Genomic DNA, 25,288 nt, shown 5'->3' with positions numbered 1-25,288 from the left:
CAAGGTTAATTAACCTTCAAAATTAAGTACATCTTCACAAACAGACTTCTGTTCAGCTTGATCAACTTCTTTCGCTGCCGCTCGTGCTTCTTTTAATGATATTTTAAAATCATTATCCGTTTGAAGGCTTTGCAATGATGCTGATTTATTTGAATATCCTTCTAAATACGATGCAATGATCTGATTGATGTTTTGATCAAATTTAGCATTTTTCCCAATCAGTTTTGGGCACATCTCGATCAAAACTTGAGCGTTCGCGATATCATCTTTAATCAGCGCATCCGCTTCTTGAACCGAAATTGCTTCTGCAAAAATTGCTTGAGCTGTAAAAAGTGAGAAGCTAACCCCAATAATACGAATAAATTTAGATAAATGTCTCATGGCTGCATAAATTTCTAATACTATGAAGTGGTAAATATATATAATTGAAGGAATAATTCAATTATGAAAACTGAGTAGTAAAAGGGCTATTGACATATTCTACCGATAGGTTTGAAGTAGCAATCGCCCAAAATTGAAGAGATGAGAACGTAGTGAATATTTTGATTGCAAATGATGATGGTGTTTTTGCCCCAGGGCTTCAAGCGTTGGCTCATGCATTAAAACCATTAGGCCGTGTTGTTGTAGTTGCACCTGAAAGTGAGCGAAGTGGTTATTCAAGTGCCTTAACACTCGACCGTCCTTTGCGACCTGTTCAGATTTCCAAAGACGTATGGGCAGTAAATGGGACACCAGCAGATTGTGTTTATTTATCCATGAATGGTTTATTTGATTTCGAATTTGATCTCGTCGTGAGTGGTATCAATAGCGGTGCAAATTTGGGTGATGATGTATTGTATTCTGGAACAGTAGGGGCTGCATTTGAAGGCCGTTTAATGAAGCATCCTGCAATTGCTGTCTCACTTGCTGGTTCAAATGTACGCTCTTATGAGCAGCCGCAAGATTACGCTAGAGCTGCACAATGGGTACATGATTTTATTGCCCAAGGCTTACCGATTTTACCGCCTCGTCATATTTTTAATATCAACATTCCTGATGTTGAACAAATTAAGGGCACCAAAGTAACTTATCAAGGACGCCGAGGACAATCCAAGCCGATTAGTAGTCATGTGGATCCTCGTGGACGTCAAGTATTTTGGATCGGTTTGGCAGGGGAAGCTGTACTGGAGCGACATCCTGCATCGAGCAGCCATATTCAATCTGACTTTTTTGCTGTTTCAAATGGCTATGTCAGTATTACTCCGATTCAAATGGATGCAACCAACTATGAGGTGTTAGATAATTTGCATAATCACGTGAATGGTTAGTCATGTGAATGTTATAACTTTGTGAATATCGTGCGTGAATACTCGTTTTTTCTCACTTTTTTGGTACTCTAAGGCGAAAATAGATTAAGGATTTTTCGATGAGGGCGAAGATGCACTTAAACCACGTCTCGATTTTTCAGTCAAAAAAAATGGTCAAAACAATCGTATTGTCTGTGGCTGTTGTTACGGCGGCTATTGTCAGCGGTTGTGCATCTAAACCTCAAGTAAGTGGTGGTGGGGCAAGCCATGTGAATGCTCCAAACTATTACACAGTTCGTTCTGGTGATACTTTGAGTGGGATTGCAAATCGTTATGGTATGAACTATCTCGATATCGCAGCACTAAATGATATCGCACCGCCATATCGAATTTATGTTAATCAATCCTTACGTTTAAAAGGTTCAGCCGCTCAACGCACCACATCAACACAAGCAATGAATCAGGCAGCACCTATTCAGCGTCAAAGTATTAATATTCCGACACAACAGCAAGTTGCGCCACCACCAGTTAGACCTGTTACCCCAACACAACAACGCCCTGTTGTTCCAGTAACACCACCATCAACATTGGCAAGTGGTCTGCGTTGGGTAAAACCATCAAATGGTCCAGTGATTCAAGGATTTAATCTGGCGAGTAACGTGAAAGGTACGCGCTATGGAGGCAACGTTGGTGATCCTGTGTTTGCTGCTGCAAATGGACAAGTGGTTTATGCTGCTGACGGCTTAAAAGAATACGGTAATTTGGTCTTGGTGAAGCATGTTGATGGTTACATCACTGCCTATGCACATAACAGTAAAATGTTGGTCAAGAGTGGTGATAATGTGACTGCAGGGCAAAAAATTGCCGAAATGGGGTCATCTGGAGCTTCACGTGTCATGCTAGAGTTTCAAGTCCGTTTAGATGGTAAACCAATCAATCCAACAACGGTTGTACCAAACTAATTTTATTGTTAGGGCCTTTTAAAAGGCCCTAACAAACTTTCAACAAATTGTTAATAATCACTAGTCTATCAATAGACTTCTCTGTATACTCAATGTGTTTGCTTTTATTAGAACAATAAGCATATTAATAAATTGAGAGGGATGTGTATGTTAGATCAATTGCGTGCAATGGGGGTTTTTGCTTGCGTTGTAGAAAAAAGTTCATTTAGCGGGGCAGCTAGAGACTTAGGAATAACAACAAGCGCAGTGAGCCAGCAAATTCGCTCATTAGAGCAAGAAATGGATGTTACCTTACTTCATCGTTCCACTAGAAAGTTGAGCTTAACAGAGGCAGGACAAGCATTTTTTTTAAGTTGTCAGGAAATGTTGGCAGCAGCAGAGCGTGGAAAAATTAGAATTAATGAGCTGCGTGATGATCTTGTTGGGGATTTACGTATTGCGACAACACCAGAATTGGGTGCATTGCATGTGGTTCCCGCGCTGTCTCATTGGATGTCCGCTCATAAAGGTTTAGCGGTTCATTTTGAAGCGGATCATCGCTATATTGATTTAATATCAGAAAGAATTGATATTGCGATTCGGATGAGTCTTAAAGTAGATGATCCACAATTGACGGTCGTTCCATTGGCACGTGTAGATCAGATTTTGGTTGCCTCCCCAAGCTATTTAAATCAATCGCCTCCGATTACGCGACCAGAAGATTTGATTCACCATGAATTACTGCCTGTCACTTTAATGCAGAACTTTCAGCATTTCACTTTTCGCCATGGTTTGAGTGGGGAAAATGTGAATGTGGAAATGCAAACCCGTTTAGGAACAAATAATGTTTTTGTCGCTAAATCATTATGTCAGCAAGGCTTAGGGATCGCACGTATTCTGTATATGGATGTGCAAAAAGAATTAGTGAGCGGTTCTTTGGTTGAAGTTCTACCTGATTGGCAATTACCGACGTATACATTACAAGCATTAACTTCAAAGCGTGAACAATACCCAGTCAAAGTCCATCGTTGCATTGATGCACTGAAGCAATATTTTGCGCAACTTCCAGGAGGACGTTCCTTACAAGGAGTTGCTTAGTCATCAGTGAGATGTCGCTCTAAATTTTAAAAGCCATGTTTCCTTGGAAACATGGCTTTCTTACTTATTTGCGTCTAGCTTTTACTTTAGCATGAGACTTAAGTGATTTTACTTCAACTGTTTCATCCACAGATTTAGACTCGGTTTGGTCTTTCTTGGTTTTTTTACGCTTTTTCTTTTTCTTAGGCTCATCATCTTCGACAGCTTCGCCATCTTCAATTGCTTGCCAATATTCCAGTTGCTCCATAACTGCGGCATAGATGGAGTTTTTACTATATCGACCTTTTTTATCGAGTGTTCCCACTGGTCGAGCCATCAGAATTTCTAATGCTTGATCAATTGTATCAATCGCATGCACATGGAACTGTCCAGCTTCTACAGCTTCAATCACATCTTGGCGTAACATGAGGTGTTGCATATTCTGACGTGGAATAATCACACCTTGCTTGCCTGTTAATCCTTGAAGTTTACAAGCATCATAGAAGCCTTCAATTTTAGCATTGACGCCTCCAATTGGTTGGACTTGACCCAATTGATTCATTGAACCTGTAATTGCCCATGATTGGTCGATTGGGATTTGGCAGATTGCAGAAATTAATGCAGATAACTCAGCAACGGTGGCACTGTCACCATCCACCTGTCCGTAGCTTTGCTCAAAGGCTAAAGCAGCAGAGAAGTGCAGGATTTGCTCTCGGCCAAAGTGTGCTTTAAGGAAGCTCGACATCAATAACACACCCTTGGCATGTAAAGAACCACCAAGTTCTACACTTCGCTCGATATCGAGAATATCGCCGCCACCTTGGTAGACAGACGCTGTTAGACGAGAAGGTAAACCAAACTCTACATCAGCATAATGAATCACTGAAAGCGCATTGATTTGTCCTAGACGATGTCCAGAAGTTTCGATCAGTTGTGTACCGCGAGATAAATCTTGCCAATACAATTCGCGTAAATAGCCTAAACGATATTGGCGATGGTGTAATGCTTGATTAACATGATCATGCGTAACAATTTTGTCGTCTGCTTTAAATGCATGATGATGTGCTTCGCGAATTAAATCACCCAACGTAGAGGCATGTAAGGATAAGGAGCTTTGGTCCTCGGCTTGACGACTTGAGTCTGTTAGCAATGCAGCAAGTGCTGAACGATCAAATGGTAACAGTTTATCTGCTTGTACGTAGTCAGCAATCAGTTGCATATATGCTTGTTCATTACTGTCATTACGTTGTAATGTATCAGTGAAATCAGCACGTATTTTGAAGACACTGCCTAGCTCTGGTTCTACCTCTAAAATTTCATAATAAATCTCAGGTTCAGCTAATAAGACTACTTTGATTTCTAATGGTACTGATGCAGGTTCAATCGAAATACTACCCGTCAACGTTAGCATATGTTCTAAAGATGATAGTTTTAGATGACCTGACTTTAATGCGCGCTTTAAGCCTTGCCATGCATATGGTTGTTCAAGTAGTTGCTCTGCTTCGAGCATCAAAAAACCACCATTCGCACGATGTAAGGAACCTGGACGAATTAGGGTGAAATCAGTCGTAATCGTTCCGTTGTGCGTGAGTTGCTCAACATGTCCAAGTAGATTGTAGTGGGTTGGAAAGTCTTCAAAAATGACAGGTGCGCCGCTATTTGGTTTGTTTGCAATGATGACATTGGCTTGATAACGAGCTGGTACGCGATTAAACAAAGCAGGGGTAAAGTCATCCTCTTCTTGTTCTAAAATTAATTCAACATTTTCGATGATGTCTTCAGCATAATGCTTTAAATATAATTCGAGACCTTTGACCTCTTTATTTTTATTTAGAATAGATTCAATACGAGGCATTACGACCTGAGAGGCAATATCGCGATTTAAACTGGAGACTTGGTCGCGTGCATCATCTTCTAAATCACCAAGATGAAGACCTAAGCGTTCAAGTTTTTTCTCCATATAACGAATATTGGAAGAAATGTCAGATCTTTCTTTACTACTCAGCGTACTGAGGTCTTGTTGGGTTAATTCATGATACTCATCATCTTTAAGTAACATCGGAATAAAGACATGCTTATCATTTCTAGAAACTAATTTTAAGTCGAGCCCTTCACCTTCTTTGGTTAGTTCTGCTAAAGCTTGTTGTTGTACTTCACCTGTGGCTTGGCGTATGCGTTCGATGCGATTGTGATAGCTTTCTGCACTAAATCGACGTTCTAGCTGTTTTAAGATAATTTGCCATGTCTGTTGTAATGCATTTTGAAATTTTGAACCTTGTCCTGCTGGAAAACGCAAGGCGATCGGTTGTCTTGGATTTTTGAAATTATTGACATATACCCAATCATCAGGTGTTTGCATGGTTTTGGCATGCTGTTGCAATAGACGCTTAATCATCGTGCGTTTGCCTAGACCAGCCGTTCCTACTGCAAATATATTATAGCCCGAATAAGGCAATGAGATACCTGCCTCTACTGACGCTCGAGCGCGATCTTGCCCTAAAAAATTATTGAGCGGTTTGATCCGTTTAGTCGAGCTTGGGATTTTAGCCAAGTCGGGAATATGTGTAAGCTGATTTGCTTTTAGTGCTGTTTTTGTGAGTGTTGCTTGTATATCGGCTTGTTCAAAAGCACTTGGAATTGCAGTGATATTTGCTGTAATCGTGTTTGTTGGTGTTAAAGATAAAGTTGTTGCAGTCATTTGATCAAGTTTTTGGGTCACTGTTGCTATCCAACAAATAAAACGAAATGTAAGTCATTAACGTTATACGGGTTTAACCTCAAAGATCAAGCGAACTTGTGTTTTTTATCGACAAAACAAAACAATGGTTGCATAAAGCAACTTGCAAGCAAGGACAAGAAACGATTGAATAGGCAGATTCTCGCATGTTCATGGAAAATAATAAGCAATGACGACACAAGCCTCTGGGTGGGCATCTGCATTTAAAGCATTTTTAGACCGCCGCGCTCTGATTATGTTATTTCTTGGTTTCTCCGCAGGGATACCAATTTTATTGATTTTTTCAAGCTTATCTTTATGGCTAGGTGAGGCTGGAATCGATAAAACAGCAGTCACTTTTTTTAGTTGGGCGGCATTAGGTTATTCTTTTAAATTTGTATGGGCGCCGTTGATCGATGAGCTACCTGTACCATTTCTAACCAGAACGCTTGGGCGCCGTCGAGCATGGTTGTTAATTGCTCAGTGTTTGATTATCTGTGCGATTTGTATAATGGCATTTTCAGATCCTTCATTGGGTCGAAGTTATTTAGTACAAATGGCTGCTGGTGCAGTTTTATTGGGCTTTTCTGCTGCGACCCAAGATATCGTTATTGATGCTTATCGTATTGAACTAGCAGAAACTGAGATGCAAACCATTTTAGCGTCAACTTATAATGCAGGTTATCGCATTGGGATGATTGTCGCGGGTGCTGGAGCTTTATTCTTAGCTGCCTATTTGGGTACAGCAAAAGGTAATTATATATACGAAGCATGGAAATATACTTATTTGACCATGGCGGCTGTTATGGTCGTCGGAATTATTACCACACTGGTTGTTCGTGAACCGAAAGTTGATCGTGTCTATAAAGATTATAAGAAGACTGATTACTACCGCTTGGTATTGGTATTTTTTCTAGCAGTCACAACTTTTGTAGTGACGTATATTTACTCTGGTCATTTAACACAAGCATTGATTGAAGCAACCGCGATTAAAGATACTGCCGCACTTTTTGGTTTAGAAGCACTGCGGTTTTTGACAGCGACAGCAACCGCTATTTTTATTGGCTTTAGTCTTGTTAAAATGGGTGTTGTAAATCAAGAAATGGCAAAAGAAACATGGGTCGCGCCTATTCTTGATTTCTTTAAGCGTTATGGTGTAAAACTCGCATTAGTTTTATTGCTGTTGATCGGCTTCTTCCGCGTATCCGATATTATTGCTGGTGTGATTTCTAATGTGTTCTATCAGGATCTGAATTTCAGTAAAGAGCAAATAGCGGAAGCCGTGAAAGTATATGGCGTACTATTTAGTTTACTGGGTGGCTTTTTAGGCGGCTTGCTTGCACAACGGATGAACATTATGAAATTAATGTTTATCGGTGCGGTACTTGCAAGTTCGACAAATCTAATTTTTATTGGTTTAGTAAAATCTGGAAAGCCATTGGATCAGGTTCAGATTCAGGTTGGGCAACATTCTTATCAAGCGGAAACAGATGAAGTCGGTTATTGGAAAGTCCATGTGCCTACACAGGCACTCGTACAGGCGGATTCGGTGCAAGTAGCTGCACAATTCAAAAACCAAGTTGAGTCTAAAATTCAACTAGAATTGCCATATTTAATCGCAACACAACAGCCTCAAATTCAATTGCTACCGATTAGTCATGACGATCATCTTAACATCAATGAATTAAAGCAGAGTTTGGTGATTAAAGGACAGTTGGCAGGTATTGATGCTGATCAGTTAGATGTTGAACGACCTGTTGTATTGAAGTTAGATGGTCAAGAGTTCATCGCTAAAGTTGATCAGCATGGCCTATTTAGTGGTGTGATTAGTGGACAAATACTACAATCGTCAACCAGCAAAACGATCACTGCAATCGCAAATTTGAAAAATTCTGGCGAACAAAGTTTCGTCGCAACGCGACAGTATTATGTTGAGTCAGCAACTCCTGTTGCGACAACTTTAGATGTTGATATTCAGCCAATTGCACCAATTAGTCCAGATTCGCAAGGTAATACAGAGCTATCAGGTAAAGTGATCAAGCAATACAGCTCGCTATGGCTATATTTCGCGATCATCGTGGATAATCTTGCGGCAGGTTTGGCTGGTGCTGCATTCATTGCATTTTTATCGAGTTTAACCAGTGTCTCTTTTACAGCGGTTCAATATGCTATTTTTAGCTCATTAATGACTTTAACCCCCAAATTATTAGGTGGTTATTCGGGTACGATGGTGAGCAATATGGGCTATCCGAATTTCTTTTTAATGACGACTTTAATTGGTATTCCGATTTTAATTTTAGTGGTTTGGGTCGCGAAATTATTACGTGATCATGAAAATCAAACAACACAACAGCAGACAGGTGAATAACGATGCGCATGTTACATACGATGTTACGAGTAGGTAATTTAGAACAATCTTTAAAGTTCTACACTGAGGTACTTGGTATGAAATTGCTACGTCAACGTGATTATGAAGAGGGGCGTTTTACCCTTGCTTTTGTTGGCTATGGTGATGAAGAAAATAATACCGTACTTGAGTTAACCCATAACTGGGATACCAGCAGTTATGATTTAGGCAATGGCTACGGTCATATTGCGATTGGTGTAGAAGATGCTTACAAAGCATGTGAAGAGATCAAGGCACGTGGTGGTAAAGTTGTGCGTGAAGCTGGACCAATGAAGGGCGGTGTAACGGTTATCGCTTTTGTTGAAGACCCTGATGGTTATAAAATTGAACTCATTCAACAGGATCAAAATGCTCGTAATAACTAATTTGAATTCATCTTAAGCTGAAGATTTCTCATTTAAAAGCGCTAGTATTATTTATATAGCCCAGTATGATGTGTCGATCAAATGGTCAACAATATCATATTGGGCTTTATCATAATTAATGGGTGAATAGGAATAAGTTATGTTCAAAATTTTGGCATTGGATCGCTTTACTCTTCTCTTGGTGGCGATGGTTGTACTTGCAACATTTTTACCCGTTTCAGGTCAAATAGCATCTTATTTCAATATCCTAACCACAGTCGCTATCGCAATACTTTCTTTTTACATGGCGCAAAATTATCACGCGAAGCTGTGATGGAAGGGATGCTACATTGGAAAATGCATGCCTTGGTCTTTGCCTTTACCTTCTTAATTTTCCCTGTACTTGGTTTGATGGCTAAACCTGTTTTAGAACCATTATTGGGGCAACAATTGTATTGGGGCTTTTTGTTTATGTGCTTCTTGCCATCAACAGTACAGTCTTCGATCGCCTTTACTTCAATGGCTAAAGGTAATGTTGCTGGTGCGGTGTGTAGTGCATCTTTTTCTAATATTATCGGGATGTTTATTACCCCGATTTTGGTTAGTTTTTTTATTCTAGGGCAGAGTCAACATGGTTTTGACCCTACCAAATCAATTATACAAATTACCTTGCTATTATTAGTCCCATTTATTCTCGGGCAGATTTTACGTCCGTATATTTTTCCATATATGGTCAAAGTGCCGAGTATAGTTAAAGCATTTGATCAAGGGTCGATCTTAATGGTGGTCTATGGCGCATTTAGTAGTGCTGTCGTTGCAGGTTTGTGGCAGCAGGTCAGTGGTATAACTTTACTTTACCTTATCATTGCTTGCTCAGTGTTATTGACCATTGTGATGCTATTGGCTTTTTATGTCCCGAAATGGTTCGGATTTAATCGAGCTGATCAGGTTACGATTTTCTTTTGTAGTTCAAAGAAAACCTTGGCGAGCGGTGTGCCGATGGCGCAGATTTTATTTATTGGGCAACCTTTGGGGATGATTGTTTTACCGATCATGATTTTTCATCAGATCCAGTTAATGGTATGTGGTGTAATTGCAAATCGTTGGTCAAAATCAACACAAGAATAATTCGCTAAATTTGATTTATTGGCGTATAATGCTCGCCACTTGTTGGCTTTGCTCTGACTTTTAGGGTCTCGGTGGGTCAAAAGAAATGGTCTGTTGTCGTGTTGGTCTGCAAGTTTAGAACACTTTGCCTTCCTCATATTTTGAGAGTGATCAATTGCGATAACAGCTTAAGCCTTTCTTACTATTAGGAGCATCGAGCATGCGCGCCGATATTCATCCAAAATACGAAACTTTAGTTGCTACTTGTTCATGTGGTAACGTTATCGAAACTAAATCTGCTTTAGGTAAAGAAACACTTTATCTAGATGTATGTTCTGCTTGCCACCCATTCTATACTGGTAAACAAAAGAATGTGGATACTGGCGGTCGTATCGACAAATTCAAACAACGTTTCTCTGGTATGTCACGTTCTATCAAACGTTAATATCAAGAAAACAAAAAACGGGCTTTATGCCCGTTTTTTTATGCCTACTGAGTTCCTCACCCATTTAATAAAGGATAAGGAACATTTCAAGTTGTGTAGAGAAGGATTTTTTATTGATCTTGCACATCTGTTAGACGATCGAGTTTTTTCTGGAAGTAATTTCCTTGCAGAAAGCGTGTTTCAACATTCCAAGCATTGGCAAATAAATTCATATCGTTCAATTCGGTCAAGAATATTTCAATTGGTTTCTGTGCAATGAAATGTAGAACTTTCTCTTGTAAGTTGGCTATATCTTTCTCAGAAGAAAGCATCTTTGAAAGGTTGGGATGAAAACTAATATATTGCGTATCGATTTGCTGTAGGATCGTGTCGCTATAAAGAGAATTACCAAAACCACGAATAGCAACTTCAGCACCATGTTGACGTAACAATGCGATTTGAGGTTGTGCTTGAGATAGATTTTGTTGGAGTGCTTGTTCGGAGAATTGTAAGATAATAGGATGAGCCTGTTTGCTACCAATGATCGTAAGTAGCTTTGCAACCAGTTCAGGTAACTTCTTATCATTCAGCAAAATGTGATGATTTAGATTAATAATCAATTTTGCTTTTGGATATTGCGTAATGAAGTTATGCAGCTGTTTACACGCTTCGACTAAGATCCAGCGATCCAATTGAACTGATAACTCAGGATCATCTTTTAAATCTGAAAGATCACTGATTTCTTGCCATTGGTTATTATGTATAAAGCCGCTAGAAACTTCATAAGTGTGCGTATATTGATCCTGTTTATCATAGGTTTGCTGATATTTTAAATGGATATCACCTGCTTCCAGTTTTTGTTTCAGATCTTGTAATAAACTCAACTGAACTTGCTTTGGAATGTGTTCCGTGGTTATACCAATATTGGCATCAATTTTTGGCGTATTGATGACTGGCAGTGATTTTAGGAATGCCTTAGAAATAATTTGCTCAAAATGAGCTTCATCAGGAATTTGCTTGTTAAGTTCGCAATAGCCTAATTTTAGATGTAATGGAAATGTAGATTGTTCAGTTGCGAGGAGTTGGGGTTTTTGTAGGTTATTCAGACTGATCAATAATGAGTTTAAAACTGCTTTTGATTCAGCTTGAAATAAGCCCGCATAGACACCTGTATCTATTTGATAGACAGGGGCGTTGACCTGCTCTTTAATAAAGTTAGGAATGCTAGAAAAATATGCTTTTGCGCCCCGCCAGTCTTTTTGAAACACCTCATTTGGAAAGCTATTCAAGCTAAACAAAACCAAGGCATTGTCATTGGCTGGATGATTCAGCATCTGGCGATTAATTTGTTGTAATGCATTAAATAAGTTTGAACTTTTCTCTGTGCTATTCGATGCGGTATTGGCAACGATTGCAGGTTGAATAGCAGTTCCACATTCAATATTGAGTTGTATTTCATCTTCGTTGCCTGAAGGTAAGAATTCAACTTGTAATGGATTGTTTTGAATCGTTGGATTTTGAGTACGAAGTTCAAAACGTGCTTGATCAAATTGACCTTGTGAAATCTTTTTAAATCGTAATTTAAACTGGGCTAGGTCTTCTGGTTGTAATACATCAAGAATGGGTAGACCAACCAGATCATCTGCACTTTCAAAACCAAAAAGATTCGCATATTCAGCATTTACACTGATATGTATGCCTTCTTGAAGCATGGCTACAGCTTTATGGCTTTCAGCGACAAGTGATTGTGCTTGTGTTTGAGCTGCTTCTAGTTCGCTGAGTAAGCGATGTTCACCTTGAACCAAGCGACTGTAAGAAAGTGCTCGAACAATATGGATATAAAACTTTTCAGATGATTCTAGATTTAATACGTCATAAATTCCTTTATGAATATAGGACTGATATTGATCTGCTTTGAAATCTTCGGGTTCAAGTAATAAAACTGGGAGGCTCGGTTGAGTCGAAGCTTGAATAAGAGAGAGGGTTTGTTCAATTTTTAAATCGTAAGCACGTCCAAAAATCACAATATCCCAAGGTAAATTTAACTGCTTTTCAAATGTTTTTAGATCATCTAATAAAGTCGCTTGGACTTGATGATCTTGAGCCGAAAATAAAGCTAAAATTTGATTATAACGTAATTGGTTATCATCAATAATTAATAAGCGTGTTTCAGTCCGTTTTAGTTTTTTAGAGAGTAAAGAATTTCTCACTTTAATGCTTCCCATAAATCTTGATCAATTTTGTCCATATTTCTTTGTGCCATAAATTTGCGAAGAACCGGTTGTTCTTCGTCATTCAGTAGTTCAAAGTCAAATTGAACAAAACTTTGGGTGATTAATTGTGCGTTTAATAGATACACTTTTACTTCCTCTTTCCCCAATCTTAAATGAACAGCTTGGTGTTCTCGAAAAATTTGTGAACCTGGTAATATTAAAGTCGTTTTGGTTTCATCCAAATTTTGATTTTTTAATAAAAGCGCTGGGTGATAATTACTAATATGTCGATCTGCTTGAATACGAACAGCACAAGGGAAAATCTCTTGTGCTAAAACCTCTAAACCGAGTTCCAAGCTTTTCTCGGTCGATTGTTTCAGCCAACGAATCACACCACCGCGCCAATGCCCATGTGATGTTTCTTTAACTAAGATGTATTCTCCTGTTCTTAAATTTTTAGGGGCTTCACCTGACCATTTAATACGATAACCGTTGACACTAATATCGAGTATATCGGCTTGATGAACGGTTTTACTTTCGCGGTTTAAGCGTTGAATCGCAGACTCTTGATTTTCAGTTGTATTTTTCTTATCCCAAGAAGACATAAAGCGTGATTCATTTTGTAAATTATAGCTATGCTCTAAGAATAAAGTTTCAGCAAAGTTTTTTGCTTTTGATAAATAAAAATGTGCGGTGAGCAAACCAAAACAAATGTGTAGCTGAGCATTGTATTCATAACGTTCATGGCGACGTTCGGCAATGGTTCCTAAAATAGTTTGCACATGAAATTTTAAAGCAGGTGTTAAATAAATTTTCTCGTTTTTAGAGACATATTCAGGGTTTTTATGCAGTGTAGCGGTAACATGATCTAATAAAGAATGTGTGCTGATAAAAACATTAGGCAAAAAGCCAGAACTTTGTTTCTTATTATAAATGGGTGGGTGATCTTTACTGGTATCAATCACATATTTGGTTAACTCAGTTTCTTTAGATAGAACTTGAACCATTTTTGCCCAATCAAAGCTACATTGGAATAAAGCTTGTATTTCAGATTGGCGAATTTGATTGGTGTTGAAAATATCCATCAGAATCAATTGAGCATAAGCCTGAGATATTGTACTCAAGGGATTAGGTGTGCCTAAAACTTGCTCCAAATTACTATGATGGTATTTGTGTGTAACGGCGGCATCGTAAAGTTGATGAGCGATTAACCATTGTCCTGCAACAGGTTCACTATAGAGCATATGCTGTTGATACAATAATTGAGTCAACTGTTGTAATGCTTGGAAGGTCGCAAGTGTACGCGCAGTTTGTAAGTTCTTCTTTTGACTCAATGCAAAAATCGAAAATTTTTGCTGATCAAGTTGGTCATTACTGCGACGGACAATATTGATATAAACTGCTGCGAAGTAGCATCTTAACAACATCGCAAGCTCAATTATGTGTTCATTTCGATCAGAACTAATCACACCTTGATTGAAAAAGTTTTTCTCTAAACTGCCTAGAACATTTTCAATTGTTGGATGTAATACTTGAACCAAGTCAAAACGTAAAGTTTCAGAGCACTCTAACTCACTGAGTTCTAATAATGCGGCAAATAGGGCTTTTGATGTATCACCCAATTGCATAATCGATAGATTAGAAATCCACTCATTTAAACTTTTGGTATTGGTATCACAAAAGCTGAGTTTGTCCCGTCTTAAGACAGTTGGAATTTGAAAAATATCCGAAAAAGCATTATTCATCATTGTGTTATCAATCTCAGAACGTTTGAACCCCAAAAAGCGGTGTTTTATTTTTTTCGCCCGCAATTTCCCTCACAAGTTTAGGCACTAAATAGCCTGGCAAACTTGCTAATACATCACTGTATATATGGTCTATCTCTGAAGACCTTAGATCAAAATGTTGAGCACCTTTTACTTTATCCAAAACATGTAAGTAATAAGGCATTACTCGTGCATCAAATAAACGGTTACTCAACTCAGTCAAAGTTTTTGCAGAATCATTCACACCTTTGAGCAAAACCGCCTGATTTAGCACGGTAATGTGATGTAATGATAACTGTAATAACTTAGAGCAGGTGAAATCATCAAGCTCAGCTGCGTGATTTGAGTGTACCACTACTATAATGCGTAGCCTACTGTTTTTTAATATAGAAATCAGCTCTTCATCGACGCGGTTTGGAATAACAATGGGAACACGTGAATGAATTCTCAATATCTTAATTTGAGGGAGAGATGCTAGGCGTTCTAACCATAATGAAATTTTTCGATTGTTTAGCGTCAGTGGATCGCCACCACTTAAAATTACCTCATTGATGAGAGGATTTTGTTCAATATAGTGCTTTATATTTTCCCAATCATCGTTTTTCGGTAAGTTTTCTTGGTAGGGGAAATGACGACGAAAACAATAGCGACAATGAATCGCACATGCACCTGTTAATGTTAGTAAAAACCGGGATCGGTATTTATGCAAAACGCCAGCCATTTGATTGGCTGCTTCTTCGCCTAAAGGGTCGGTTACAAACTCAGGATGTTCTTCCAGTTCAAGATGATGCGGTAGAACTTGTAGTAAGAGGGGATCAAGTGGATCACCAATGCTCATTTTTCCGACGAATGCACGTGGGACACGCAATTTAAACTGTTCAGAGGCGAGGATTGCCCCTGATAATAGTTGATCGGTAGATAACTTAAGCAGATTTAACAGCTCTAAAGGATCAGTAATTAGGTCACTGAGTTGTGATTGCCAGTTTTGCTCTTGATGTAAATAGTTTATCATGCCATACGTTAAAATAGTGTTAGCCGCAGCTGTTTGCTTAGTCTAGCATTAATAGATTTGAGTTTTAAGTTTGGAGTGCGCCTTTCATGGCCTATTATTCTACAAATGATTTTAAAGCTGGCCTTAAGGTTATGCTTGATGGAAACCCATGTTCAATCATGGAAAATGAATATGTAAAACCAGGTAAGGGTCAGGCATTTAACCGCGTAAAATTGCGTAACCTTCGCTCTGGTAAAGTATTAGAAAAAACTTTTAAATCAGGTGATTCTTTAGAAGCTGCTGATATTGTAGAAGTTGAAATGGATTACCTTTACAACGATGGTGAAATGTGGAACTTCATGGATCCAGTTACTTTCGAGCAAATCGCTGCTGATAAAACAGCGATGGGTGATGCTGCGAAATGGTTAAAAGATGATTCAAATGAAAAATGTACAATTATGTTGTTCAACGGTGTACCTTTAACGGTTAGCCCACCAAACTTCGTAGTACTTAAAATCGTTGAAACTGATCCGGGTGTACGTGGTGATACTTCAGGCGGTGGCGGTAAGCCTGCGAAACTTGAAACAGGTGCAGTTGTACGTGTTCCATTATTCGTACAACAAGAAGAAAGCGTTCGCGTAGACACTCGTACTGGTGATTATTTAGAACGTGCATAATTGATTCTAAATATGCGATGATCGAAAGGGATGATAAAAATCATCCCTTTTTTTATGCCAAAGTATTAGATAAATCAACTTTTAAAAACGATAAACTTACGAAGATATTTCCGAAGAGAAAATATAGGTATGGAAAGCCATGTAACAGCTAACGAAAAGTTATGTATTTGAGAGGTTCTGAATGGAAACAACACAAACAAAATCATCACTTCCCTCTAAGCTCTTATGGAGTTTGGTTGCCATTGTAGGTGCGATCTCATTTGGGATACTTGCAGTGAGTCGAGGTGAACATGTCAATGCAGTTTGGCTAGTGCTCGCTGCAGTCTGTGTGTATAGCATTGCTTATCGGTTCTACAGTTTATTTATTGCCAACAAGGTTTTTGAATTAAATCCCAAGCGATTGACCCCAGCGCATCGCTTAAATGATGGTTTGGATTATGTCCCAACCAATAAATATGTGTTGTTTGGACACCATTTTGCTGCAATTGCTGGAGCTGGTCCTTTAGTCGGTCCAATTTTAGCCGCTCAAATGGGTTACTTACCAGGAACGATATGGCTTTTGGTTGGTGTTGTGATTGCTGGTGCGGTACAAGATTTCCTTGTTTTGTTTATCTCAACACGTCGAGATGGTCGCTCATTGGGTGAAATGGCAAAACAGGAATTGGGTACCTTTGCAGGTGTGATCGTCATGCTGGGTACGCTAGGTGTGATGGTGATTATTCTTGCAGTGCTGGCTTTAGTTGTGGTCAAAGCCCTCGCTGAAAGTCCATGGGGCGTATTTAGTATTGCAGCAACTATTCCGATTGCTCTGTTCATGGGCATTTATATGCGTTATCTGCGCCCAGGGAAAATTGCAGAGGTTTCAATAATCGGCTTTGTCCTGATGATGGCTGCCATTGTATTTGGTGGTGATGTTGCAAAACATCCTTATTGGGGTGAGTTTTTCACCTTAACTGGAACGCAACTCACATGGGGACTGATTATTTATGGTTTTATTGCCTCAGTGTTGCCCGTTTGGTTGTTACTGGCGCCACGTGATTATCTCTCGACCTTTCTTAAAATTGGTGTGATTGCGGGTCTGGCAGTTGGTATCTTATTTGCAATGCCTGAACTGAAGATGCCTGCGGTAACACATTTTATTGATGGTACGGGACCTGTCTTTTCAGGAAGTTTATTTCCTTTCTTATTTATTACCATTGCTTGTGGTGCGATCTCTGGTTTCCATGCTTTGGTTTCTTCAGGAACAACCCCAAAACTGGTTGATAACGAAGTCAATATTCGCATGATTGGTTATGGTGGTATGTTGATGGAGTCTTTTGTGGGCATCATGGCAATGATTTGCGCCACAGTTTTAGATCCAGGTATCTATTTTGCGATCAATGCACCAGCTGCGGTATTGGGTACAAGTGTCGAATCTGCTGCGGAGGCCGTACGCAATCTAGGCTTTGTGGTGACGCCTGAAATGTTGACTGTTTTGGCCCAAGAAGTGGGTGAAAATTCTGTTTTATCTCGTACGGGTGGTGCACCGACATTTGCAATTGGTATGGCGCACATTATTTCAGAAATTTTCAATAATCGCTCGATGATGGCATTTTGGTATCACTTCGCGATTTTATTTGAAGCTCTATTCATCTTAACAGCAGTAGATGCTGGAACTCGTGCTTGTCGTTTCATGGTTCAAGATACAGTGGGCATCGTTGTCCCAGCAGTGAAAAACTCAAGTTCATTTGTTGGAAATCTGATCGGTACTTTTGTTGCTGTTGCAGGATGGGGGTATTTCGTTTACCAAGGCGTGGTTGATCCTCTCGGTGGGATTAACTCCTTATGGCCATTATTTGGTATCGGCAACCAAATCCTCGCCTCAATGGCATTGATTTTGGGTACGGTGATTTTGTTTAAGATGAAAAAGGAAAAATATGTTTGGGTGACGATCATTCCAACGATTTTCCTTGTCATCACCTCAATGACTGCAGGTTGGCAAAAGATTTTTCACGATAATCCCAAAATTGGTTTCCTTGCTCAAGCCAATCGTTTTTCAGATGCGATCGCCCGTGGTGAAGTTCTCGCACCAGCAAAATCGATCGCTGAAATGCAAACCATTGTATTGTCGAATCAAATCAATGCTGCACTATGCGCCTTCTTTATGATTGTTGCTGTGGTTATGATTATTGCATCAATTGGTGCAGTTCGTAGAGCCTTGGCAAGCCCAACGCCAACAGCAAAAGAAGCGCCAGCGGTATTTACTGAAACCCCAATGACTGCAAATAGTCTAAAAGGAGGTCATGATGGAGTTTAAGATAGCGCGTAAAAGCGGTTCGATCATTGTAAAGATCATTAAATTTACGATCATGTCGCAAAAACAATTGTTGTTATCCCCACGAAATTGGTCTCGGATCGCAGTGTTGTGGCAACGTTTGCAGCAAAGTTTTCGTTTAATGGTAGGTGTGCCTGACTATGAAACGTATTTACAGCACATGAAAACACATCATCCAGATCTGACCCCTATGGATGCAAAAACGTTTTATCGTCATTGTGTCGATGCACGTTACCCAAGTTCGGGAAATATGAAAAAATGTCCTTGCTAGAAATTATTTGATTTCTTTGAAAAAATTATAAAACAGTGTATGTTGAATCATGCACTGTTTTATTTTTGGGGAGATAGAATAATGTGGGGTCTGGAAAAAGTTTCAGCTCAAGATCATATGCAGCAACATCAAAAAATAAAACAAGATATTCAGGGCTATGGCACTAAAATCGAACGTTTTTTAGTTGAAGTGAATCAACTGATTCTTGATAAGCCACAACAAACCAAATTGGCACTGACTTGCCTATTGGCAGGTGGTCATGTGCTATTTGAAGATTTACCGGGATTGGGGAAGACCACATTGGCGAGTGCCTTAGCACGGCTAGCAGGTCTGCATTTTCAACGTATTCAATTTACCAATGACATGTTAGCCAGTGATGTGATTGGTATTAATATTTTTAATCAAAAAGAACACGTTTTTGAGTTTAAAAAAGGACCTGTTTTTACCCAGATATTGTTGGGTGATGAAATCAATCGTTGTAGTCCCAAAACGCAAAGTGCGTTGTTGGAAGCAATGGAAGAGGGCGCAGTCACGGTTGATGGTATCAATTATGAATTGCCACAACCTTTTTGGGTCTTGGCCACTCAAAATCCACTGTTTCAAAGTGGGACTTATGCTTTGCCTGAATCGCAATTGGATCGTTTCCTGATGCGTTTATCTTTGGGCTATCCATCTCGTCAGGCTGAAAAATTGTTATTACAGCAAAGTTCAAGACAATTGCTGATTCATCAATTAGATGCGGTTTTTGATCAAACCGATATTTTGCAGTTACGTGAACTTGCGCAGCAGGTTTATCTTAGTGAAGCTGTTTTAACTTATATTTTAGATCTTGCTGCTGAAACAAGAAAACAACCGCATGGGCTGTCTACGCGTGGCGTACTGGCTTTGAAAGCTGCATCACAAGCATATGCATTAGTAGAGGGGCGTAGTTTTGTGAGTACAGACGATGTGCAGGCAGTATTTGTTGCGGTGGTAACGCATCGTTTAGGGGTGTCAGAAGCAGAAGTAGAAAGGATTTTGCAATCGGTTAATGTGTTGTAGTCGAGAATGAACACATGCAGAACAGATTAAAGCGCAGACTACAACAGTGGGTATCAAAGCGATTTCAGGTGGAACAAAGTAAAACCTTCTTGCAAAAGGATGTTTTGGTATTTATTCATACTCATGGTCTTCTATATATCGTTCTTATTCTGATTACCTTTATTGCAGGCATTAACTATGCAAATAACCTGATTTTGGGTCTTTGTTTTTTAATGAGTGCAATTTTATGCATTAGTTTTTATCTCACTTTTAAACAATTACATGGTCTGCATGTTGAGCTAATAACGGCAGAGGTGGGGCAAGTCGGTCAGGTTTTAATACTGAAACTAAATTTTAAGCAACCTGCAAAGACGAATCGATATCTGCAAATCCAATGGCAACAACAGCAACAGATTCTTTATTTAAATCAAACTCAGCAGAGTATTGAGTTGGCATTTTTTCCACAACAGCGCGGCATTTATCAGTTTGATGCAATTAAAATTTATTCTACCTACCCCTTAGGGTTGGTGCGTGCATGGACATATTTAAATTTAATGGAAAAAGTTTGGATTGCGCCCAAAGCTTATGAATGGCAAAAAGAACATAAAAATCAGCCGAGTGCTGCGCATGATCGTTTAGATGAATTTCGTGAGCTAAGAGCATTTCAGCATGGGGATTCTTACCAAAATGTTGCATGGAAACAGGTGGCTAGAGGGCAAGGATTTTTTATTAAAATGTTTGAGGCACAAGCAACACAACAGTATTTAGAAATTGATTATCAGCATATTCCAGCACAGAACCATGAAGAAAAGCTGAGCTTTATGATGGGGTTGATCGAACAGTGTGAGCAGTATGGTGATGATTATGCCGTGATTTTGCCGCATATACGTTTGGATAGAGGTCAGGGGAATACGCAATTGATCCAAGCAAAACGCTTGTTGGCACAGGCGTAATGACATGATGACAAAGCAAAATTATTTTTCTGTTTTGACCGCATTGATTTGTATCTTGATTGGACAGCTGGCTTTTATTCCTGTCACCTTGAGTGGTTTTTGGGGAATTGTATGGCTATTAATGTTGTGGCGTTATCACAAGCAGGATTTAACACCGATATCTAAATTTATCCTCCTTGGGTTTATTGCCATCTCATTTGGTCTAATTTATTTCCATTATAAAAGCTTGCTGGGGGTGGAACCCGGCGTTGCTCTATTAAGTACGTGTTTATTTGCCAAAAGTTTGGAAGCGAAAACAACACGTGATTTATTGATTGTATTTAATTTTGCTTTATTTGTAGCTGCAAGCTTGCTGTTACATAGCCAAGCATTTTGGATGGCCTTGATTGTCCTCGTAACATTTGTCATATGTTTGATGGGGTTATATCGTATTCAAACGGGTTTGTTTAACCAAAATAGATTATCTTCAAATCAGTTAAAGCAAGATGCTAAACAAATTTTTAAATTCATTGGCATTGCCACACCATTTTTTATTTTGTTATTCATTTTCTTTCCTCGACTTCCGCCACTTTGGGCGATTCCGATTCAAAATGACCAAGCGATAACAGGTATCAGTGATCGTATGTCACCTGGGGATATTGCCCGTTTATCGCAGTCCACGGCGTTGGCTTTTCGAGTTGTTGCAGATATGCAGCAGTTTCCAACACGAAAAGAATTGTATTGGCGTGCTTTAGTTCTGGATGAATATGATGGTGTAACTTGGACCAGTAGTTATGTTAATCAACAGATAAGAGGGATACCTAACAGTTCACGCCGTGTGGCATATCAATATTTACCCGCAGACGAGCAAAGTAACTGGATTATGGGTTTGGAATATTCTATTCCGCAAGAAAGATATTTGCAGCTCTATCACGATGATAGTATTCGCCCAATTAAATTGATCAAACGTAACCAACCTATACAAATGCAATGGTTGGGTCGTACAAGTGCAGAGCGTCGCGTTTTATCAGCCCAACAATTTGAGTTAAATACTCGATTTAATGAGGATTTGGATAAAAAGGCGCAAGAATTAGCAAATGAATTGTTTGAACAGAGTCAGCGTCATCCTGAACGATACGTTCGAGCAGTATTGACGTGGTATAGGCAAAATGGCTTTGTTTATACTTTAACCCCCGGTACATTGAGCGGAAATCGCATCGACCAATTCTTATTTTCTAGTCGAACAGGTTTCTGTGAGCATTATGCATCAAGTTTTGTCATGTTGATGCGATATGTGGGTATTCCTGCGCGAGTCGTCACTGGCTACCAAGGCGGACAACGTGCTCTTGATGGGAAAAGTTGGGAAGTTCGTCAGTTAGATGCACATGCATGGAGTGAGGTGTATCTGGATGGACGGTGGGAGCGGGTAGACCCAACGGCAATCATCGCACCACAACGTTTAGACACCAGTATGCAAGATTATTTAACTCAGGATCAGCGGATTTGGGGAGATCAGCAGACCAAAGCTTGGCAGGTGCAACAATTTAAATTTTTGAAAAATGTCCGTATTTGGAGCGATTATCTGGGTTATCAATGGCAGAGTAAGGTTGTCGGTTATGATGTTGATAAACAGAAAAGCTGGTTATCTAAAATAGGATTAGATACGACTTATGGTTATGTTGTCATGTTGATTTGTGGCGTAGCAGGAATATTAATTCTTTATATATTTTTCTCATTATGGCAACGAAATCAACAGCAAGCACCATACCACCGAATGATTTTAAAATTTCAAAAAACTGTTCCCAAGCATATGCAGAAAATGCCCGCTGAGACATTTCAAGTTTGGATGCAGCGTTTATCGGCTGATCTTGAAAATCATGAGGCTTTTGAACAAGTGGTTGTGTTGTATCAGAAAATCGTATTTTTGGAGCAGGGCAATGCTAAAGATCTTGTGCAATTTAAGAAGTTGCTTAAAGACTGTGCGATTGCAATCAAACAGGCTCAAAAAAACTTGTGATCAGTCTGAAAAATGCATATCATGCTTTTCATTCTAGGTGTATAGCTCAGTTGGTTAGAGCGCTACGTTGACATCGTAGAGGTCAGCAGTTCGAGTCTGCTTATACCTACCAAAATTTTATACTTAATTATCAAGTAGTTAAGTCGCTAAAATTAAGGTAATTTAAGAGTTTTTAATGCTAAATTGGTCAGCTTGATGGTTTAAAATCGTCAAAATCTGCGTCAAAAACACCTTATTATTTCCGTTTTAGCACCAAAACGCCCCCAAGTTTACACTTGGGTTTTGTGTTTGGTGCTGCTACGACACCAAGGTGGATTTATGCAAAAACCAGTGAAGCGCGGCAATGCTTGGCGTATTCAAGTACGCTATAAAAATCTTAGAGACAGTGTCACACGTGATACTGCACGAGAGTGTGAACAATGGGCTGCTATTCGTTTACTTGAAATGAAAGCTGAGTATGATCCTAAAAAAACTCAGATGCAAAAACCATATTTTTCATTCTTTGTCCTTTGTCAGAAATATTATGATGAAGTTGGATATAAGAAAAGAGGTAAATCCTTTATAAAGCAACAAATAAAAAGAGAAACATTTAAAAATTATTTTGGTGAACTTGCTGAAAAGTCAATTTATGAAATTAAACCTATTGACGTAAAAAAATGGCGAGATAAACGTTTAGAGAAAGTCGCACCTGGGACAGTACATCGACAAATGTGTTTATACACATCAGTTTTTAATTACGCCAAAAATGAACTTTTCTTGATTGAAGACAATCCATTCGCACAGGTCACTAAGCCAACTAAGCCTCCCGCCCGTAATCGACTAATAAGTCATAGTGAAATTGAAATCATACTTAAGGCGCTTAATTATAAAATTGGAACAAGGCCACAAACACCAAGACAGTATGTTGCATGGACTTTTCTTTTTGCGATTGAAACTGCTATGAGAAAAGGGGAGATTCTAGGGATTACGTGTAACAATATCTATCCTGACTACATACATTTGCCAATCACAAAAAATGGTGATGCTCGTGATGTTCCCTTATCTAAAGAAGCCCGTGATCTTCTAATCCTTATCCCTTACATGGATAGAGTAAAATTAATTCCACATAATTCAAATTCATTTAGATTAATTTGGCAAAGAGCAATTGGGAAAACAGAATTGCATAATGTAGTTCATTTTCATGATACACGGCATGAAGCTATTACTCGATTTGTGAATAAACGCAAATTACCTGTGGAAATCTTGGCTAAAGTTACAGGACATAGGGATATTAAAACTCTGATTAATACATATTATAATCCGACCGCTTCAGACATTGCTAAAATGATGAACGCATCTTAAATAAAATAGGGAGCAATTGCTCCCTTATTTCTTTCGATGTGCGCCACGTCTACTGGTGACATTAAAATTCTCTAAAATTGGTATGACTTCTTTCGGATCGTAAAGATGTTTAGTATCAGTACCTCTGTTAAAAATTCTCAATTTTTCAATAAGTGCTTTGCGCGAGATACTAAATCTTTCTTGTAACCACGCTGCATCTACACGGTTGGGTAGTTGCTCTGTTTTAAGTTCAATGACTTTCCCGACTTTTGGAATAGTATCATTTAGGAAAACTTGTGGAGGTTCATCAGATTCAATCACCATGACATATTTGTTTATAATTCCCATATTATTTCCAATTAAAAAAATAGATTTAAAAATAATTGCAGAGGGTCAGCAATACAATTACTTATAAAATATAATTTAACAAATTAATTAAAAAAAAGATGAGATATGTTTAAAAAATCAAAAAAAAGACTTATTTTTTTATTATATCAGTAAATAATCTTTTGTTCGTTGTTGGTAATAACAACGTCGACTGCTTAGCTCATCTAAAATAAATGAGTTAACGTATACTGCTTTATCTTTTAATTTTATTGTTTATTTTTTAAAAGGATTTTTAGGATCAGATAAAATCGCGTTTTTCTTGTCGTTAAAGCTTCTACCTTGCTCTGAAAATTTAAATTCTTTGATTTCTGATTCTAAAAACAGCTCTTTTCTAAAATAATTTTTTATTTGATAAAGCTCTATCATTTTAAGTGTATTCTCAAGATAATTCATTTCAATATTTTGTGATTTAAAAAATGATATAAGCACACTTCCAAGAAAAAATTTCTCATGATTCTCTTGCTTTCGATCTTTTATCTTTTGTTTTACTTGTCTATAAGAACTATGAAATGAATTTTTGATTTCATCATGTGCTTTTTGTTTTATTAAATCAGGAACTCTTCGATTGTAGTTTTTTAGCATCCTTAAGGCTATTTTTAATCTTTCATCAGTCTGAGAGAAAGGGTCTTCATATCCACTAAAATCAACAATGTCTTTTTCAATATCAGAGCGATCACTTTTTTTGATTGAGCAGATAGTGTCCATTACTTCTTCTAATCTATTTAATTCTAAAACTTTATGATATTTATTCCTCAAATTTTTAATGTCTTCTTCTGTAAATTGATTTGCAGTTTTTGATCGAATCAATTGTAGTATTAACTCATCTGAATGAGTGCGTCTTGCTATCTGTTTTAAGTGCTTTTCAACACCTAAAATCATTTCATCTACTGTTAATCTAGTTCTAGCCATTTTTAAACCATCTGCATTTAAGAAAATGTTGGTATATCACAGAGTCTAAAAAAAAATCGTCATAAGTTGAGGTTTTCAAAAAAAACTACTCTTCTGTTAGTTTTAACTGTTAATTTATGGCTGTTAATGGTGGGGCAGATAAAAAATCTTTTATAGTATAAGTAATTAA

The 25,288-nt window shown here is 38.5% G+C and carries 19 protein-coding genes, 1 tRNA gene and 2 pseudogenes; 15 read left to right on the top strand and 7 right to left on the bottom strand.

Annotated elements, in window-relative coordinates:
• Positions 1-9 precede the first annotated feature (9 nt).
• Positions 10-381 carry an MCR_0457 family protein gene (locus HMPREF0023_RS09795; RefSeq protein ID WP_005084823.1) on the bottom strand — a complete coding sequence of 124 codons (372 nt, stop codon included), beginning with the start codon at positions 379-381 and terminating at the stop codon, positions 10-12.
• Between the two features lie 152 nt (positions 382-533).
• Between HMPREF0023_RS09795 and surE the strand changes: the two genes are divergently transcribed.
• The 3 genes from surE (at position 534) to HMPREF0023_RS09780 (ending at position 3,325) form a co-directional block, all read left to right on the top strand.
• Positions 534-1,307, top strand: coding sequence for a 5'/3'-nucleotidase SurE (surE, locus tag HMPREF0023_RS09790; protein ID WP_004639644.1), 774 nt, complete (start codon positions 534-536; stop codon positions 1,305-1,307).
• A 110-nt stretch (positions 1,308-1,417) separates the two neighbouring features.
• A complete protein-coding gene (locus HMPREF0023_RS09785; protein ID WP_017396769.1) occupies positions 1,418-2,248 on the top strand; it encodes a peptidoglycan DD-metalloendopeptidase family protein in 831 nt (276 codons plus the stop codon).
• Positions 2,249-2,395: 147 nt separating this feature from the next.
• Positions 2,396-3,325 carry a LysR family transcriptional regulator gene (locus HMPREF0023_RS09780; RefSeq protein ID WP_005084828.1) on the top strand — a complete coding sequence of 310 codons (930 nt, stop codon included), beginning with the start codon at positions 2,396-2,398 and terminating at the stop codon, positions 3,323-3,325.
• Positions 3,326-3,389: 64 nt separating this feature from the next.
• On the opposite strand, the gene HMPREF0023_RS09775 is transcribed toward HMPREF0023_RS09780, so the two are convergent.
• Positions 3,390-6,023, bottom strand: coding sequence for a Lon protease family protein (locus HMPREF0023_RS09775; protein WP_005084830.1), 2,634 nt, complete (start codon positions 6,021-6,023; stop codon positions 3,390-3,392).
• 170 nt (positions 6,024-6,193) lie between these two features.
• On the opposite strand from HMPREF0023_RS09775, the pseudogene HMPREF0023_RS09770 reads away from it, so the two are divergent.
• The 4 genes and pseudogenes from HMPREF0023_RS09770 to rpmE all read left to right on the top strand — a co-directional run bounded on the left by HMPREF0023_RS09770 (position 6,194) and on the right by rpmE (position 10,323).
• Positions 6,194-8,388, top strand: a pseudogene (locus tag HMPREF0023_RS09770) (AmpG family muropeptide MFS transporter).
• A 2-nt stretch (positions 8,389-8,390) separates the two neighbouring features.
• Positions 8,391-8,792: a lactoylglutathione lyase gene (gene gloA, locus HMPREF0023_RS09765; protein ID WP_004639634.1), complete on the top strand. Its 402-nt coding sequence runs from the start codon at positions 8,391-8,393 to the stop codon at positions 8,790-8,792.
• 139 nt (positions 8,793-8,931) lie between these two features.
• Positions 8,932-9,899, top strand: a pseudogene (locus tag HMPREF0023_RS09760) (bile acid:sodium symporter family protein).
• Positions 9,900-10,098: 199 nt separating this feature from the next.
• Complete coding sequence (gene rpmE, locus HMPREF0023_RS09755; protein WP_004639630.1) at positions 10,099-10,323, top strand: 50S ribosomal protein L31; 225 nt, start codon at positions 10,099-10,101, stop codon at positions 10,321-10,323.
• A gap of 110 nt (positions 10,324-10,433) precedes the next feature.
• Here rpmE and HMPREF0023_RS09750 read toward each other — a convergent pair whose 3' ends face one another.
• From HMPREF0023_RS09750 to epmB, 3 genes are read right to left on the bottom strand one after another with little or no spacing between them, the layout of a single operon-like run.
• Complete coding sequence (locus HMPREF0023_RS09750; protein ID WP_005089850.1) at positions 10,434-12,527, bottom strand: EAL domain-containing protein; 2,094 nt, start codon at positions 12,525-12,527, stop codon at positions 10,434-10,436.
• Positions 12,509-14,263 (bottom strand): hypothetical protein, encoded by a 1,755-nt coding sequence (locus tag HMPREF0023_RS09745; protein WP_008941999.1) that lies wholly within the window; start codon positions 14,261-14,263, stop codon positions 12,509-12,511. Before HMPREF0023_RS09745 ends, HMPREF0023_RS09750 begins: the two co-directional genes overlap by 19 nt.
• Positions 14,264-14,276: 13 nt before the next feature.
• On the bottom strand, positions 14,277-15,293 hold the full coding sequence (gene epmB, locus HMPREF0023_RS09740) for an EF-P beta-lysylation protein EpmB (RefSeq protein ID WP_005089852.1): 1,017 nt from the start codon (positions 15,291-15,293) through the stop codon (positions 14,277-14,279).
• A gap of 86 nt (positions 15,294-15,379) precedes the next feature.
• On the opposite strand from epmB, the gene efp reads away from it, so the two are divergent.
• The 8 genes from efp to HMPREF0023_RS09700 all read left to right on the top strand — a co-directional run bounded on the left by efp (position 15,380) and on the right by HMPREF0023_RS09700 (position 23,844).
• Positions 15,380-15,949, top strand: coding sequence for an elongation factor P (gene efp, locus HMPREF0023_RS09735; protein ID WP_004639622.1), 570 nt, complete (start codon positions 15,380-15,382; stop codon positions 15,947-15,949).
• 181 nt (positions 15,950-16,130) lie between these two features.
• Positions 16,131-18,245 carry a carbon starvation CstA family protein gene (locus HMPREF0023_RS09730; RefSeq protein WP_004639620.1) on the top strand — a complete coding sequence of 705 codons (2,115 nt, stop codon included), beginning with the start codon at positions 16,131-16,133 and terminating at the stop codon, positions 18,243-18,245.
• Entirely contained in the window at positions 18,232-18,534 is a 303-nt protein-coding gene (locus HMPREF0023_RS09725; protein WP_008941998.1) for a YbdD/YjiX family protein, read from the top strand. The genes HMPREF0023_RS09730 and HMPREF0023_RS09725 overlap by 14 nt, the downstream gene beginning before the upstream one ends.
• An 81-nt stretch (positions 18,535-18,615) precedes the next feature.
• The gene (locus HMPREF0023_RS09720; RefSeq protein ID WP_005089856.1) at positions 18,616-19,575 is read left to right on the top strand and encodes an AAA family ATPase; all 960 of its coding nucleotides are present in this window, start codon (positions 18,616-18,618) and stop codon (positions 19,573-19,575) included.
• Positions 19,576-19,589: 14 nt separating this feature from the next.
• Complete coding sequence (locus HMPREF0023_RS09715) at positions 19,590-20,507, top strand: DUF58 domain-containing protein (RefSeq protein ID WP_005089857.1); 918 nt, start codon at positions 19,590-19,592, stop codon at positions 20,505-20,507.
• Positions 20,508-20,511: 4 nt separating this feature from the next.
• Positions 20,512-22,503, top strand: a complete 1,992-nt coding sequence (locus HMPREF0023_RS09710; RefSeq protein ID WP_005089860.1) for a transglutaminaseTgpA domain-containing protein — start codon at positions 20,512-20,514, stop codon at positions 22,501-22,503.
• Between the two features lie 35 nt (positions 22,504-22,538).
• Positions 22,539-22,615, top strand: a tRNA-Val gene (locus HMPREF0023_RS09705).
• Between the two features lie 206 nt (positions 22,616-22,821).
• On the top strand, positions 22,822-23,844 hold the full coding sequence (locus HMPREF0023_RS09700) for a tyrosine-type recombinase/integrase (RefSeq protein WP_008941997.1): 1,023 nt from the start codon (positions 22,822-22,824) through the stop codon (positions 23,842-23,844).
• A gap of 24 nt (positions 23,845-23,868) precedes the next feature.
• Here the strand turns inward: HMPREF0023_RS09700 and HMPREF0023_RS09695 are convergent, their stop codons facing one another.
• Both HMPREF0023_RS09695 and HMPREF0023_RS09690 read right to left on the bottom strand, forming a co-directional pair.
• A complete protein-coding gene (locus HMPREF0023_RS09695; RefSeq protein WP_008941996.1) occupies positions 23,869-24,171 on the bottom strand; it encodes a hypothetical protein in 303 nt (100 codons plus the stop codon).
• A gap of 252 nt (positions 24,172-24,423) precedes the next feature.
• A complete protein-coding gene (locus HMPREF0023_RS09690; protein WP_008941995.1) occupies positions 24,424-25,119 on the bottom strand; it encodes a hypothetical protein in 696 nt (231 codons plus the stop codon).
• Positions 25,120-25,288 lie beyond the last annotated feature (169 nt).

This window comes from Acinetobacter sp. ATCC 27244 (assembly GCF_000156555.1).
Lineage (GTDB): Bacteria > Pseudomonadota > Gammaproteobacteria > Pseudomonadales > Moraxellaceae > Acinetobacter > Acinetobacter haemolyticus.
Note: the sequence above shows the minus strand (reverse complement) of the source record. Positions and strands in the feature narration are given on the sequence as shown.